The following is a 15153-nucleotide window of genomic DNA, read 5'->3' on the forward strand; positions in this document are numbered from 1 at the left end:
AGTGAAACAACCAATTTTTGATTAAACCTGACGTTCAAATGTATAAAAAATTTACTGCATTCGGTTGCAGCTGTTTTTCGTATGCTTCATTAAAAATTTTACTAAAAGTGAAGTTAATAACTATTATCCTGCTCAGCGCTTTTCTACAGGTACAGGCATCCGGCTATGCCCAGACGGTAAGCCTCTCGGTAAACAAAGTGAACCTGAAAGAAGTATTCCGGCAATTGCGTAAGCAAACCGGCTATGGTTTCCTGTACCGGGAAGCCGATCTGAAAGATACCCGGCCGGTGAGCCTGGAGCTGAGAAATGCGCCTTTAGATGAGGTGCTGGAACGCTGCCTGGCTAACCAGCCTTTAACCTATCATATCGAGAAGAATTTTGTAATGATCCGGCGCAAGCCGGATTTGGGTAGTGCTGTTACTGTACCAGGTATTATTATACAAGGGAAGGTTACGGATGAGAAGGGTGAACCGCTTGCAGGTGTTAGCATACGAGTAAAAAATATCCGACAAAGCACAGTTTCTAATACAAAGGGCGAATATAAGATCAATGTCCCCAATGAAGATGCGGTTTTAGTATTCAGCTATATAGGGTTCGAAGTACAAGAAAGAAAAGTGTTAAAAAGCACGGTTATAAACGTTTCTTTAAAGGAAAAGAATACCGGGTTAAATGAAGTAGTCGTTACGGCTTTGAATATCAGCAGGGAACAGCGTTCGCTGGGTTACTCTGCCCAGGTGATAGATAGTGTCGCGTTAAATGTAGCTCCTACAGATAACTGGCTGAATGCATTAGAAGGAAAAGTAGCTGGATTGACCTTAAACAGGGCAGACGGGCCCATGGGTAGTTCGGATATTATCCTGAGGGGCGATAAGTCGTTGCAATTAGGAAACAGCGGAGCGTTAGTGGTAATAGATGGAGTCCCCGTCAGCAACAAGATTACAGCCTCCGGAGCGGGAGCCTATGTCTCAGACAATGCTCCTATAGATATGGGAACCGGCATAGGAGATGTAAATCCCGAGGATATAGCCTCCGTTTCTGTACTGAAGGGAGCGGCGGCAACGGCGTTGTATGGTTCAAGAGGGGCCAATGGAGCAATAGTTATTGTGACCAAGTCAGGAAGCTCACAAAAAGGTTTGGGAATATCATTTAGTTCCAGTACTGCTATAGAAAATGTCAACAGGCTTCCTGACTATCAGTATGAGTATGGAGCTGGTGCCAATTCAGGAATAGATTATTACTCTTATGGAACTTCCGACAGTGGTGCAAACACTTCAAATGCCAATGCCTCATGGGGCCCCAAGTTAAATACCGGTGTAAAATATTACCAGTACGATCCTGCAACGCAGGGGCAGGGAGCGGAACCAACTGACTGGATAGCCTATCCTGATAACAGGAAGAATTTTTTTCGTACCGGGTTCAAAACCAGTAATACTATCTCAATAGAAGGAGGAAGTAAGACCACTAAGGCAAGGTTCTCTGTTGCCAACCAGCAGAATACGTACATATTGGAGAATGTAGGCTATCAAAGAACGAGCGTGAATTTATCGCTGGACCAGCAGATCAACAAAGACATGAAGATTGCTACCAAGGTAAATTATTACAATAAATCTTCAGATAACCTGCCAACAACGGGCTATAGCAATAAATCGGCTTCTTATTTTTTACTGTGGACAACCCCCAACGTAGACACAGAGTGGTACAGGGATTACTGGAAGATAACAAACGGCATTAGGCAGGTGGATATAGAGCAGAACAGGCCCTTCAATAAAAATCCTGATAACCCGTATTTTGCTCTTTACGAGATACTAAACCCCATGAAGCGGAATGGACTGTTCGGGAATATCAATTTCAGTTATAAGATATCTCCCTTCCTGAATTTTACCGCTAAAACTGCTATAGATATGTACGATGACGTATTATCTAACAGGTTTCCCAAAAGTAGTGATTCATATTCACAAGGCTTTTACCGGGAGCAAAATGTGATCAGGTATGAACGGAATTCGGATTTCCTGTTGAGTTATAACAGACCGTTCAACAGAGATGTTAAGTTCGGGTTATCCGTTGGCGGAAATAGCATGAGCTCTTCTTATAATAGAACAAGAGCCTACGTAAACCGTTTGCTAATACCAGGACAATATACACTGGCAAACAGGGTAGACAGACCTGTTATAGATGCATATAAGGAAAATAAGGCTATCAATAGCCTATATGCTTTTACCAACCTGTCGTATAAAGAATATATATTCCTGGAGCTAACGGCAAGAAACGATTGGTCAAGTGTTTTTGCATCAAATAATAATTCTTATTTCTATCCTTCTGCCAATTTGAGTCTTGTGCTGAGCGATATGTTCAAGGTCAACTCATCGGTATTGTCTTTTGCCAAATTGAGGCTTTCTTATGCAGAGGTAGGAAGTGATACAAATCCTTACCGGATAGAGAAGTTCTATTCGGCAAGTAATTTTTCTTCCAGTATAACCAATCCTACCAGCCTGCCTAATTATGAACTAAAGCCAGAACGAACAAAAAGTTATGAGACAGGTTTAGAAGCAAGGTTCTTAAGAAACAGGATAGGCTTAGATTTAACCTGCTATCTGGCTGATACCTATGATCAAATTTTGAGTGTTCCGGTTGAGCCTGCCAGCGGCTACTACTATTACTACATGAATGCTGGTACGGTACGTAACAATGGTGTGGAGGTGCAACTATGGGGCAAACTTTTGGAAAGCAAGAAGGGGTTGTCCTGGAAAATTAATTTTAATGGGGCCATAAATCGCGGAAAGATACTGGAACTTAAAGAGGAGATCGAATCATTAGGACTTTATGCAATGGGATCTACAGGTGTTTCTTTACAAGCGGTAAAAGGCGGTTCTATAGGCGATATTTATGGACTGGCTTACCAGCGAAATGAGAATGGCGATATTGTATATGCGAACGGTGTACCCCAGCTAACTACAGAAATACAGAAAGTAGGTAATGCCGTACCTAAATTTAAAGGAGGTATAGGACAGGAGTTCAGGTATAAAAGCTGGACCATGAATATCCTTTTTGATGGCGAGTTCGGACACCAGAAATACAGTCTCTCAAACTCAATGTTGATGGCGAGAGGAAACTCAAAAGCGACCTTGCCAGGAAGAGAAGAAGGAGGGATTTTGGGTAAAGGTGTGGTACAAAATGATGATGGAACATGGCGACCGAACGACATTGTGGTGTCGCCATCGGTTTATTATGCTGCTCATTATGACAGGACCAACGCCGAAGCCAATGTTTTTGATGCCTCCTATATAAAATTCAGGGAGTTCAGGATAGACAAATCCTTCAGCTCCAAAAGCCTGCAAAAAGTAGGATTTAAAAAAGCTTCCATAGGCTTATATGGCCGCGATCTGTTTGTATGGACTAAATGGCCGGGTTTTGATCCGCAAAACGGCACACTTAACGATGGAACGATTGTACAGGGAATAGAGATTGGGCAGTTACCATCTACCCGAAATATGGGTGTGAACATCAGGTTCTCATTATAACAAATTCAAAACAGAGAAGGCTAATAAAAAATATATGAAAAAGGTAATATATGCAGGAATAGCGATACTGATATTAAGCTACGGATGTACAAAGGATTTCGATAAATTGAGCCAGAATCCCAATGCGATTAAGCAAGGGTCGGCGGCAACTCTGCTGTCGCAGACAATTTACAACGGATTGATTTCCCGTATACGGGCTGCGAGAGCTGTGGGTAATGAGCTGATGGGTTATACTGTTTATAAAAATGAAAGGGCATATACCCAAAGGTTCGATATCAGAAATACGTTGGGCAACGACCTGTGGAACAGGCATTATACTACACTTACCAACTTAGAGGACATGTACAACAGGGGCATGGCCGAAGGTAATGCAAATTATCAGGCAGTGGCACTAACGTTGAAGGCATGGCTGGTATCGGAACTGACAGACACCTTTAGGGATATTCCTTATTTTGAAGCAAGTAAAGGAGATAGTCTGAATTTCCTGCCGGCATACAATACCCAGGAAGAAATATACAAAGATTTGCTTGAAAACCTGGATAAGGCCGCTCTGATGTTCGACAACAGTAAAACCATGTCGGCCGAAGGCGATATCCTTTACGGCTCAAAAGGCAGCAATGCTTTACAGGTAACGGCATGGCGTAAATTCTGCAACTCTTTGAGGTTGCGTTTGTACTTAAGGGTAAGTAATGCACCCGAATTTGACGGCCCTGCAAAAATCAATGAAATTGTAAGCAACTCTTCTGTATTTCCCATCTTTACCACTGCGGCAGATCAGGCGTACATTCCGTTTACCAACCAAGAGCCTTTGTACAATCCTTATTATAATGCTACCAGTGGCGATTTTGGCGTACTCTATGCTCCGAGTACTACTATTTTACAAATGATGCAGGATACCGCCGACCCTCGCCTTTCGCAATATTACACCAGGGCTGTAAGCACATGGACCGGGATAAAAAGCGGTTTCCCATCGGGAGTTTTAGGCCAGGTTACTGAGGGCGGTACATCTTACGTGAATTACAATCTGCACGACTCACCAAGATTTGGCGTAATTATGAACTACGATGAAGTTCAGTTCATTTTGGCCGAGGCAGCTTTAAAAGGCTGAATAAATACCGGCACATCGGCCGAAACGTATTATCTGCAGGGCATTCGCAGCAATTTTGAGTTTTGGGGATTGACACCGTCCTCTACCTATCTTAACGGTTCGGGCGTAGCATTTGATAATACCCTGGAGATCATTATGAAGCAAAAATACCTGGCTTCGTTCTACAGGGGATTAGAAGCTTGGTTTGAATACCGCAGAACAGGCTTCCCGAATCTGATCATAGACCCACGGGCAGATAATAATGCTGTTGTTCCAAGCAGGCTGGTATATCCTGCGGTTACGCAGATGTATAATCCTACCAACTATAGAAAAGCGGTAGAAAGAATGGGAGGAGATAATATTAACATCAAATCGTTCTGGGAAAAACCATAAACGAAGATTGGTGAAGTACGAAGAATAATTAACAACCAAAAGATTATGAAAACTATCCATTACCTATTATTAGCATTACTGTTACTGGCAATATCATCATGCTTTAAAGAAAAGGATACATTACTGGGAGTACCTACAAAAAATATGTCGATACATATTTTAAGACAAATGGATGATGGGGGAGAAATATTGCTTACAAAAGATAATGTTGGGGCAGCACCCTTATCAGGCACGGTGATATCCGATGCGCAGGCCGGTAATATAGAAAAAGGAAAATTTGTAATTGTGCAGAATAAAGAAGGTGTAACTGCCGGTATAACTGTTTCTTTACAGGGAATGCCAGATGTAACATATATCCCTGGCGACTCATTAGTTCTCGATGTTTTGGGCAGCACATTAAAAAGAGTAGGCGGGCAACTGGAAATTACCAATGTTCCCCTTGCAAAAATCTCTAAAGTAGCTGCCGGAAAAACAGTTAGTCCTCTATTAGTCTCATTAGATGAGTTGGCTCGTAATTTTAACCAATATGAAAGTATGCTGGTTACCGTGGCAGGGGCGGATATTGTGTTAGATGCAGGAGAGCCTCAAACTTATGCCGGAACCAAAAAAATGGATGATTCTTCTAATGAACCAGGAACAGTTAACCTGAATACGTTAAGTACAGCAGTTTTTGCAACAGAAGAAATACCCTTGGTGGCCAATTTTACCGGTATAGCCGTTCGGATTAACAATACGCTTAATATGAGGATGAGAAGCTTGGGAGATGTGAATGTGCCAAACGGGCAAAAGCAAGAGACGAAACTTATCATAACAGGCTATGTAACCAATCCGTCGGGAAGCGACGCTAATAACGAATATGTACAGCTGATGGCAACAGAGGATATTAATTTTGCGGAAACCCCTTATGCTGTTATTAGCTGTTATACTTCATATACGGGAACCTGGGAAACCAGCGCTCCCGTAAAGGGATGGGTCACCGGCACGGTGGACAGTAAAAAAGCAGGAGACCCTACTTCCCAAACTACTAAATTTAATATTACAAGCGGAGAAGTTAAGGCAGGTCAATTTTTCTATGTGGGCGGTGCGGTAAAGAAAATCAATGGCAGTAGCTCTACCGATATTAGCGAAACCGCAGTAGTAGAGGCCAATCGGGCAAAATGGATGAGGGTATTAAGTTATGGGTCAACCCCTTGGGTGGGTGATGATGGTGTTGGAGGAGGCATATTTGGTGCTTTGTGGGGCAATAGTGAAGCTCCGCAGGGCATAGCCGTTTTTAATACCACCAATGTAACCTCGGCCACCGTACCTGTCGATGTAGTTTTCTTCGGTACTTTCCCCACCAGCAGTACAGACCAAAAACGGCTTTATGACAATTCGGGCAGTACCGAACTTGGTTACCGCATTTGCAATACCGACAGGTATTCAGTAGCAAATGGCGAGTTTTTCGCCAAAGGCGGCAACACCTATCTATATGCCCCTGCCACCAGTGCCGATGCAACGGCAACCGCTAAATTTTACCGGTTAGGAGGAGTTTATGACAGGGTATTTAAAATGTGGATAATGCCAAGAGAGGTTACCGAAATTACCATGACTACTTCTTCGTCACTGTCGTTGATAGAGACAGGCACAGGATTAACCACTCTTTTATCGAAGTAAAAAAGTAAACCATGAAAACAAACGGTCTAATTGTGAGCCTTTTAATTGGTATTCACTTAGCTGCCTGTGCCAAACATGCACAAACGCTGGAAACAGATCAAAAAGGAGAAAAGGCAGAAGCTGTTCCGGAATTTTTTTATGAAGCTCATCGTGGCGGGAGGGGATTGCTGCCAGAGAACACCATCATCGCGATGAAACATGCTGTTGATTTGAATGTGACGACACTGGAGATGGATTTGGTGATCTCCAAAGACAAAAAAGTGGTCGTATCACACAATCTGTACTTTAGCGCTGATTTCACTACAACGCCCGAAGGCAACGCCATAACTGCCGCCGATGGTCGGAGCCGTCTGTTATACAATATGCCTTACGACAGCATCAGAAAATATGATGTTGGATTAAAGCAGGATCCCCGATTTCCAAACCGTAAATGCGTAGCGGCAAAGATACCTTTGCTTGCCGATCTGATAACCGAAGTAGAAGCTTATGCAGCAAGCAAAGGCAAAAAAATGTTCTATGATATGGAAATCAAGTCTTCCGAAGCCGGGGATAACATTAAACATCCGGCGCCGCAGGAGTTTGTTGATCTGGTTATGGCGGTAGTTCGTGATAAAAAAATTACAGAGCGTACTGTTATTCAGTCATTTGATATCAGGCCCTTAAAATTATTAAAGGAACACTATCCCCAGATCAAACTGTCATGTCTGGTAAATAAGTCGAACGCTACAGATGTAGACAAACGTTTACAGGAACTGGGCTTTAATCCCGATTTCTATAGCGCCGACTATACCACCATTACAGCCGATATGGTAAAAACCTGTCATGACAAGGGTATGAAAGTGATAGCGTGGACAGTAGATACCGAACAGGATATTAACCGGTTAAAAGCATTAGGAGTTAACAGTATTATAACGGATTATCCAAATCTGTTTAAGCTGGTGGATGTAAGTGTTCCGAAAGGGCAAAAGCATAATACTAAAGTTATTATTACGGGATATATAAGCAATCCGGCCGGGGCCGATGCCAATAACGAGTATGTACAGCTGATGGCAACGGAGCATATCAATTTTGCGCTTACGCCTTATGCCGTAATTACTGCCTACAGTTCGTCATCTGGAAACTATGCAACCAGTGCTCCCGCAAAGGGTTGGATTACCGGTAAAGTACCGAGCAAAACTACAGAAGACGACCCTACCTCCCAAACTACCAAATTTAATTTAACAAAAGGAGAAGTTCAGGCCGGAGAGTTTTTTTATGTTGGAGGGGCAAATAAGAAGATCAATGGATCGGCTTCTACAAATATTGATCAGGCCAGATGGATAAGGACATTAAACTATCAGCAAAAAACAACCTGGTCTGGTGATGATGATGTTGGAGGGGGTAAATTCGGAGCGCTGTTCAGTAACGGAGCTATGCCACAAGGCATAGCCGTTTTTAATACCACAAACGTTACCGAAGCAACCGTACCTGTTGATGTGGTGTTTTTCGGGACTTTTCCAACAAGCGAAAAAGACCTGAAGCGGCTTTATGATAATTTGGATGGTAAAGCGCTGGGATACAGGATCTGTAATACAGACAGGTACTCCACAACAAATGGTGAGTTCTTTGGCAAAGGTGACAATATCTACACGTTCAGCCCTGCAAGTAATGCCGATGCATCGGCTCAGGGTAAATTTTACCGCTTAGGAGGGATCTATGATCTAACAACCAGGGAATGGACAAAGCCAAGAGAAGCCATAGAAATTATTATGGAAAACACATCGCCACTTTCATTAATAGAAACCGGGGCAGGGTTAACCACTCTTTTAACTAAATAAAAAATGAACGCTGGCGGGTTATAGATCTGGTTTACCCCTATAGCCCTGTCAGCGTTTCACAGGCCAATATTTTAGATTTTGTTGTGCACAAGATGAAGTAGAGCACTATCAATAGATCAATTCACATTTAACCGTTAAGAATCATGAAAAAGAACCTGTTTTCATTGCTGCTCATTTTAGCAATGACCATCGTAACGAAAGCACAACCGCAGGATACAAAAGTTATCATCACAGGGTACGTAACTAATCCGGCCGGGGCTGATGCAAACCGCGAATATGTACAGCTCATGGCAACCGAAGACATTAATTTTGCCGAAACTCCTTACTCGGTTATTACTTGTTATACTTCGTACTCCGGAACTTGGGAAACCTTTGCTCCTGTACGTGGATGGGTTACGGGCAAAATAGATAGTAAAAAAGCTAATGATCCAACCTCACAAACCACCAAATTTAATCTCACAAAAGGAAAAGTTAAGGCAGGCGAATTTTTCTATGCGGGGGGAGCAGGCAAAAAGATTAACGGGGCAGCCTCTACCGATATTAGCGAAAAAGCACCCGTAGCCGCCAATCAGGCAAAATGGATAAGAACATTAACCTATGGCGCAAAAACATGGTCTGGCGATGATGGTATTGGAGGCGGGATATTTGGAGCCTTGTTTGGCAATAGCGAAGCTCCGCAGGGCATAGTCGTTTTTAATACTACCAATGTTACCGAGGCAACTATACCTGTCGATGTGGTTTTCTTCGGTACTTTTCCCTTAAATAAAGTTAACCAAAAGAAACTTTATGAGCGTATTGGAGGCAAGGAGCTTGGATACAGGATTTGCAATACAGACAGGTATTCCGTTTCAAAAGCCGGTTTTTTTGCCAAAGGCAATAATACATATCTATTCCCCCCGGCAAGCAGCTCCAATGCGGCCGCACAGGGCAATTTCTATAAGCTGGGCGGAGTTTACGATATAAAATCGAAGAGGTGGACAGACCCAAGGAATGGAGCGGTTATAGTTGCAATGACCAATGATACACAGCTTGCAGAAATAGAAAAAGGCAAAGGCACAACAGAGATCAGGGGCTTGGGGAAATAGATTAATATTTCGCTTTATAAATTAATTTTCATTCACTTTAAATTAAAAAATTATGAAAAAACTATTATTTTCTTTATCGCTTCTTATAGTAATGGCAGCTGTATTGAAAGCGCAGCCACAAGACACAAAGGTTATTATTACGGGCTATGTAGTAAATGCCAGCGGGAGCGATCCCAGTAATGAGTATGTACAGTTGATGGCAACAGAACATATTAATTTTGCCGAGACTCCCTATGCCGTTATTACCTGTTATACCTCATTTTCGGGAAATTACGAAACCAAAGCTCCTGTGCATGGTTGGGTTACGGGCTTAATACCAAGTAAAAGTACAGGTAAGAAAGACGCCAATGGTAACCCGGTCGAAGACCCTACTTCCCAAACCACTAAGTTCAATTTAACAAGCGGAGAAGTGCAGCCCGGTGAGTTTTTCTATGTAGGTGGGGCAAATAAGAGAATTAACGGCAGCAGTTCTACAGATATTAGTGAAACAGCCGCAATTGAAGCTAACCGGGCAAAATGGATCAGGGTATTGCCTTATCATAATACATCAACATTACCCCCCTGGTCGGGTGATGATGGCGTTGGTGGAGGTATATTTGGCGCATTGTTTGGCGATAGTGATGCGCCTCAGGGTATAGCTGTTTTTAATACCACAAGTGTTGATGAAACAACCGTACCTGTTGATGTAGTGTTCTTTGGAACTTGGCCTACGGCAGAGGCAGATCAAAAGAAACTTTACGATAATTCGGGCAGTACCGAGCTTGGATACAGAATTTGTAATACAGATAGGTATTCAACCGCAGATGGCGCATTTTTTGGCAAAGGAAATAATAAATATCTATTTGGTTCAGACGGTACGGTCAACAAATTTTATCAATTAAAGGGAGTTTACAATGTAGCTACCAAATCATGGACAACGCCAAGAGCGCTCAACACCATTACCATGACAACCACCTCCCCACTTTCGCTGATAGAAACCGGCTCAACAACGTTACCTGTAAACATTGTTTCCGTTAAGGCAGAAGTTTTGGCAAAAGCTGTGCGCCTGCATTGGACTACCGCCTCCGAAACCAACAACGCCTACTTTGAAGTTTTGCGTTCCAACAACCAGACAGATTTTGTGAGTATAGGCAAGGTAACGGGCAACAATGCCGCCCACGATTATGTGTTTACAGATTACAGTCCACTGCCCGGTACGGCTTACTATAAATTACGGCAGGTAGATTTAGATGGAACGGCAATAGAGTTCGATATCATAGCCGTTAAGAATGGCCTAAATCCCGATAAGTTAAATATGGCGGTGAACGTTGGCGGCAATACGCTCAGGGTGTTTACCCAATCAGTCGAAAATACCGAAGCACTATTGACCGTTACCGATATCTCCGGCAAAAAAGTGTTGGAAAAGAAAATCCGTTTGGTTAACGGCAATGCAGTTTACCAGGAGCCATTTAACCAACCACAAGGCATATACGTTGTTTCATTGAAAACCAGCAAAGAACAAGCGGTACTGAAATTTGGTAAATAAGAATACCATAGACTTACGAAGTTTTTTAAACTTCGTAAGTCTAACCTATCCAATAGCTGTATTTTTTTACTTAAACAGATGCTGGCCTTTACTTGGGCTCGTTATGGTCGTAATAACATCTTTCTGATCAGCTCTTTTTAAAATCAATAATCTTCATTTAAAAGAGAAGAACACCAGTTGTAATTTAATGAATTCTACAATGATAAAAATTAAAAAAATAATTCTGCCTCTATTGTTTCTTGGTTGTTCGGGGGCAATAAAAGCTCAGTTTTTAAGTCCCGATGCCAGCTTTGCCACAGGAACCGGCTTTAACGGAACGGTATGGGAACTCTCAAAACAGTCGGATGGAAAAATTATTGCCTCCGGGGAGTTTACGAGTTATAACGGAACTACTGTAAACAAGTTGACCAGGCTGGCTGATAATGGCAGTCTTGATGCCATCTTTAACACCAATCTTGGCACCGGCTTCAACAATACCGTTTATACCCACTTGTTACAGTCTGACGGGAAAATTGTGGTAGCTGGCGATTTTACCGCTTTCAATGGCAATACCAGGAACAGGATTGTCCGTTTAAACGCCAATGGCACTATCGATAACACATTCAGCATCGGCACAGGCTTGGATGCCGAAGTGCTGAAAGTAGCGCTTCAGAGTGATGGGAAAATCCTCGCTGCAGGCAGTTTTACCACTGCTAACGGCGTATCTTCTTCTGGTATTGTGCGGCTGAATACCAATGGAAGCAGAGATAACACTTTTTCGGTGGGTAGCGGCTTCAATGTAAATGACGGGGGCATTGGTAACCGCCCGGTAAGGGATATCGCCCTACAATCTGACGGCAAAATAATAGTGGCAGGGGAATTTACCAGCTATAATGGAACGTCCGTTAATCGTTTGGTACGCCTAAACACCGATGGCAGTATAGACAATACGTTCACATCAAAGATAAAGTTCGACGATGTGGTATATGGCGTTAAGGTACAGCCCGATGGCAAAATACTGGCTGTTGGCGCTTTTTCAACCTGCAATAGCGAACATGCCAGTTACAAAATAGCGAGAATTAATACAGACGGAACACTGGATGTTGATTTCAACACCAATATAGGTACGGGGTTTTATGCCCGGATAGGGGCAGGAACGGGTACAGGCTTTTTTAAAGACGAAGAAAATCCGAGAACCATCGTCCTGCAAGCCGATGGCAAAATACTCATAGGAGGCGATTTTGTATATTTAGATGGCGTAAACAGCAGGCATTTTGTTCGGTTAAATGCAGATGGTACTTTGGGTACTCCCAACACAAATCCGTCGGGTTTTACCCTGTACCAATTAAAAATACAGGCCAACACCATAGGCAATTCCTATATTATAAAAACCAGTAATGGAAAATTAATTGTAATGGATGGCGGCTATGAGGCTGAAGAAACGTACCTCCGTAATTTTATAAACAGTCTTGGGGGTAAGGTTGAAGCTTGGTTTCTGTCGCACCCGCACCAAGACCATGCAGGCGCTTTTAACGAGATACTAAAGAACCTGCAGGGCATAGAAATTAAAAACATATACCATTCAAAACCACCTGCAAGCTGGGTAACATCGGCATTCTACCAGGATTTGTACAACTCCATAGACAATGCGGCGCAAAATGGTGTCAACGTAGTAAACTATACTACAATTCCCAATGAGGTGATAACTATAGACCAGGTAAATTTTAGGATACTTAGCGTGGCCAATCCAGAGTTGAGCACAGCGTCCACAAGAATTAACAATTCATCAATGGCCATAAGGGTATGGGATGAGCAAAAATCTATTGTGTTTTTGGCCGACTTGCAGTTGGAAGGAGGAAACAAGCTGTTGAACAGCCCACAGCGCCAATATTTGGACTGCGATTACTTGCAGATGTCCCATCATGGCAATGACGGGGTAGGCAAAGCGTTTTACCGTTCCGTTAGGTTTAAGGCTTGTTTGTGGCCTACCCCCGGATGGTTGTGGGACAATCAGGCCGGTAGTGCAGGGTTTAACACCGGAGGCTACGATACGCTGGAACAAAGAGAGATAGTAGATAATGAACTTGGCATACGGCGCAACTATATAGGTTCCAAAGGATTGAATATAATCAAGTGATTGTCTTATAAATGATATAGAGTATGAAAAAGAATATAGTATTGATGGTGTGCTTTTGTTTGCTGGTGTATGGAAGGTTACATGCGCAACAATCGGGATTTAACAATAGCGTATATACTATTGTTGCAAACGGAAACAAGCCTATTGTTGGTGGCAAATTTACAAGTGTAAGAGAAGAGGAGCATAACCGTATTGTTCGTTTGCAAGAAGATAACACACCATGGGACAATACAAGAAAGCAGGATACAAAAGTTATCATTACAGGGTACGTAACTAACCCGGCTGGTGCTGATGCCAACCGCGAATATGTGCAGTTGATGGCTACCGAATACATCAACTTTGCGGCAACGCCCTATTCCGTTATCACGTGTTATACCTCTTATTCCGGAAACTGGACAACCAAAGCTCCGGCGCAGGGCTGGGTTACAGGCACCATACCAAGTACACAAGCGCCGCCAAAAGATGTCAATGACCCCACCTCGCAAACCACTAAATTTAATATAACAAGTGGGGAAGTTCAGGCAGGTGATTTTTTCTATATTGGAGGGTCAAACAAGAGAATTAATGGGGGCAGTTCTACCGATATCAGCGAAACAGCCACCGTTGTAGCCAACCGGGCAAAATGGGGCAGGGTAATCACCTATGGTTCAACGCCATGGACAGGTGATGACGGTGTTGGAGGAGGTATATTTGGAGCATTGTTCGGCAATAGTGAAGCGCCGCAGGGCGTGGCCGTTTTTAATACCACAAACGTTACCGAAGCAACTATGCCCATTGATGTGGTGTTTTTTGGCACTTCGCCCACAACTGAGACCAACCAAAAGAAACTTTACGATAATTCGGGCAGTACCGAGCTTGGGTATAGAATATGTAATACAGACAGGTATTCGACCGAAAATGGCGAATTCTTTCTCAAAGGCAGCAATACGTACCTGTTTGGCCCCGAAACCAGTGCCGATGCAACGGCACAAGGTAAATTTTATCAGCTAAGAGGAACTTACGATGCAATAGCAAAAAAATGGATAGAGCCAAGGATAGTTACAGAAATTACCATGACAACTACTTCCCCGCTTTCGCTGATAGAAACAGGATATACATACACAACGTTACCTGTAAACATTGTTTCCGTTAAGGCAGAAGTTTTGGCAAAAGCTGTGCGCCTGCATTGGACTACCGCCTCCGAAACCAACAACGCCTACTTTGAAGTGCTGCGTTCCAACAACCAGGCAGATTTTGCAAGCATAGGCAAGATAACGGGCAACAATGCCGCCCATGATTATGTGTTTACAGATTACAGTCCGCTGCCCGGTACGGCCTACTATAAATTACGGCAGGTAGATTTAGATGGAACGGCAATAGAGTTCAATGTTATAGCTGTTAAGAGTGGTCTAAATCCGGATAAGTTAAATATGGCGGTGAATGTTGGCGATAATATGCTCAGATTATTTACCCAATCGGCCGAGAACACCGAAGCGTTATTGACCGTTACCGATATCTCCGGCAAAAAAGTGTTGGAAAAGAAAATCAACCTGATCAATGGCAATGCTGTTTATCAGGAGCCATTTGACCAGCCGAAAGGAATATATGTAATTTCGCTAAAAACTAATAAAGAACGGGCAGTATTAAAATTTGGAAAGTGATTTTAGGTACTATTGACAAAAGAATTTATAGTTTTTTTCCGAAACGGTATCACACTGCGGTTCCGTTTCTATTATAACCATGCTCAATGCACTGTATTATTAATCGACCTCAGGAGATGAAAGCTAATTAAGACAACTATTGTACGATGTAAGTTTGCTGCATTTGTTAGTAAAAAGATATTGAAATGACTACATCTAAGCCATATTCTCAACCCGGTGATGAACCTATGGTCCGCTTATTTAGTGATATTGATTTATCGCTAACATAAAGTTAATGACAACCGGCAATAAGATAAGCACAGAGATCCTGCCCGGC

General features: G+C 42.8%; 7 protein-coding genes and 1 pseudogene. All 8 read left to right on the forward strand.

The window, feature by feature from the left end; all coding sequences use genetic code 11:
- Positions 1–107: 107 nt before the first annotated feature.
- The 8 genes and pseudogenes from FW774_RS12510 to FW774_RS12550 all read left to right on the forward strand — a co-directional run bounded on the left by FW774_RS12510 (position 108) and on the right by FW774_RS12550 (position 14837).
- Complete coding sequence (locus FW774_RS12510; protein ID WP_187774889.1) at positions 108–3518, forward strand: SusC/RagA family TonB-linked outer membrane protein; 3411 nt, start codon at positions 108–110, stop codon at positions 3516–3518.
- Positions 3519–3552: 34 nt separating this feature from the next.
- A pseudogene (locus FW774_RS12515) lies at positions 3553–4998 on the forward strand (SusD/RagB family nutrient-binding outer membrane lipoprotein).
- Positions 4999–5043: 45 nt separating this feature from the next.
- The gene (locus FW774_RS12525) at positions 5044–6654 is read left to right on the forward strand and encodes a DUF5689 domain-containing protein (protein ID WP_149348545.1); all 1611 of its coding nucleotides are present in this window, start codon (positions 5044–5046) and stop codon (positions 6652–6654) included.
- 11 nt (positions 6655–6665) lie between these two features.
- Complete coding sequence (locus tag FW774_RS20530) at positions 6666–8471, forward strand: glycerophosphodiester phosphodiesterase family protein (protein WP_197739858.1); 1806 nt, start codon at positions 6666–6668, stop codon at positions 8469–8471.
- A gap of 143 nt (positions 8472–8614) precedes the next feature.
- Complete coding sequence (locus FW774_RS12535) at positions 8615–9556, forward strand: hypothetical protein (protein WP_149348546.1); 942 nt, start codon at positions 8615–8617, stop codon at positions 9554–9556.
- A gap of 52 nt (positions 9557–9608) precedes the next feature.
- Positions 9609–11081, forward strand: a complete 1473-nt coding sequence (locus FW774_RS12540) for a T9SS type A sorting domain-containing protein (protein ID WP_149348547.1) — start codon at positions 9609–9611, stop codon at positions 11079–11081.
- 199 nt (positions 11082–11280) lie between these two features.
- Positions 11281–13197 carry an MBL fold metallo-hydrolase gene (locus FW774_RS12545; RefSeq protein WP_187774890.1) on the forward strand — a complete coding sequence of 639 codons (1917 nt, stop codon included), beginning with the start codon at positions 11281–11283 and terminating at the stop codon, positions 13195–13197.
- Positions 13198–13220: 23 nt separating this feature from the next.
- A complete protein-coding gene (locus FW774_RS12550; protein ID WP_149348549.1) occupies positions 13221–14837 on the forward strand; it encodes a T9SS type A sorting domain-containing protein in 1617 nt (538 codons plus the stop codon).
- Positions 14838–15153: the final 316 nt, after the last annotated feature.

Origin of the sequence: Pedobacter sp. BS3 (assembly GCF_008274585.1) — a bacterium.
Taxonomy (GTDB): domain Bacteria; phylum Bacteroidota; class Bacteroidia; order Sphingobacteriales; family Sphingobacteriaceae; genus Hufsiella_A.

Excerpts from the sequence above, each read along its gene's own strand:
- FW774_RS12535 (WP_149348546.1), top strand. The coding sequence starts at position 8,615 with ATGAAAAAGAACCTGTTTTCATTGCTGCTCATTTTAGCAATGACCATC.
- FW774_RS20530 (WP_197739858.1), top strand. The coding sequence starts at position 6,666 with ATGAAAACAAACGGTCTAATTGTGAGCCTTTTAATTGGTATTCACTTA.
- FW774_RS12550 (WP_149348549.1), top strand. The coding sequence starts at position 13,221 with ATGAAAAAGAATATAGTATTGATGGTGTGCTTTTGTTTGCTGGTGTAT.
- FW774_RS12525 (WP_149348545.1), top strand. The coding sequence starts at position 5,044 with ATGAAAACTATCCATTACCTATTATTAGCATTACTGTTACTGGCAATA.
- FW774_RS12545 (WP_187774890.1), top strand. The coding sequence starts at position 11,281 with ATGATAAAAATTAAAAAAATAATTCTGCCTCTATTGTTTCTTGGTTGT.
- FW774_RS12540 (WP_149348547.1), top strand. The coding sequence starts at position 9,609 with ATGAAAAAACTATTATTTTCTTTATCGCTTCTTATAGTAATGGCAGCT.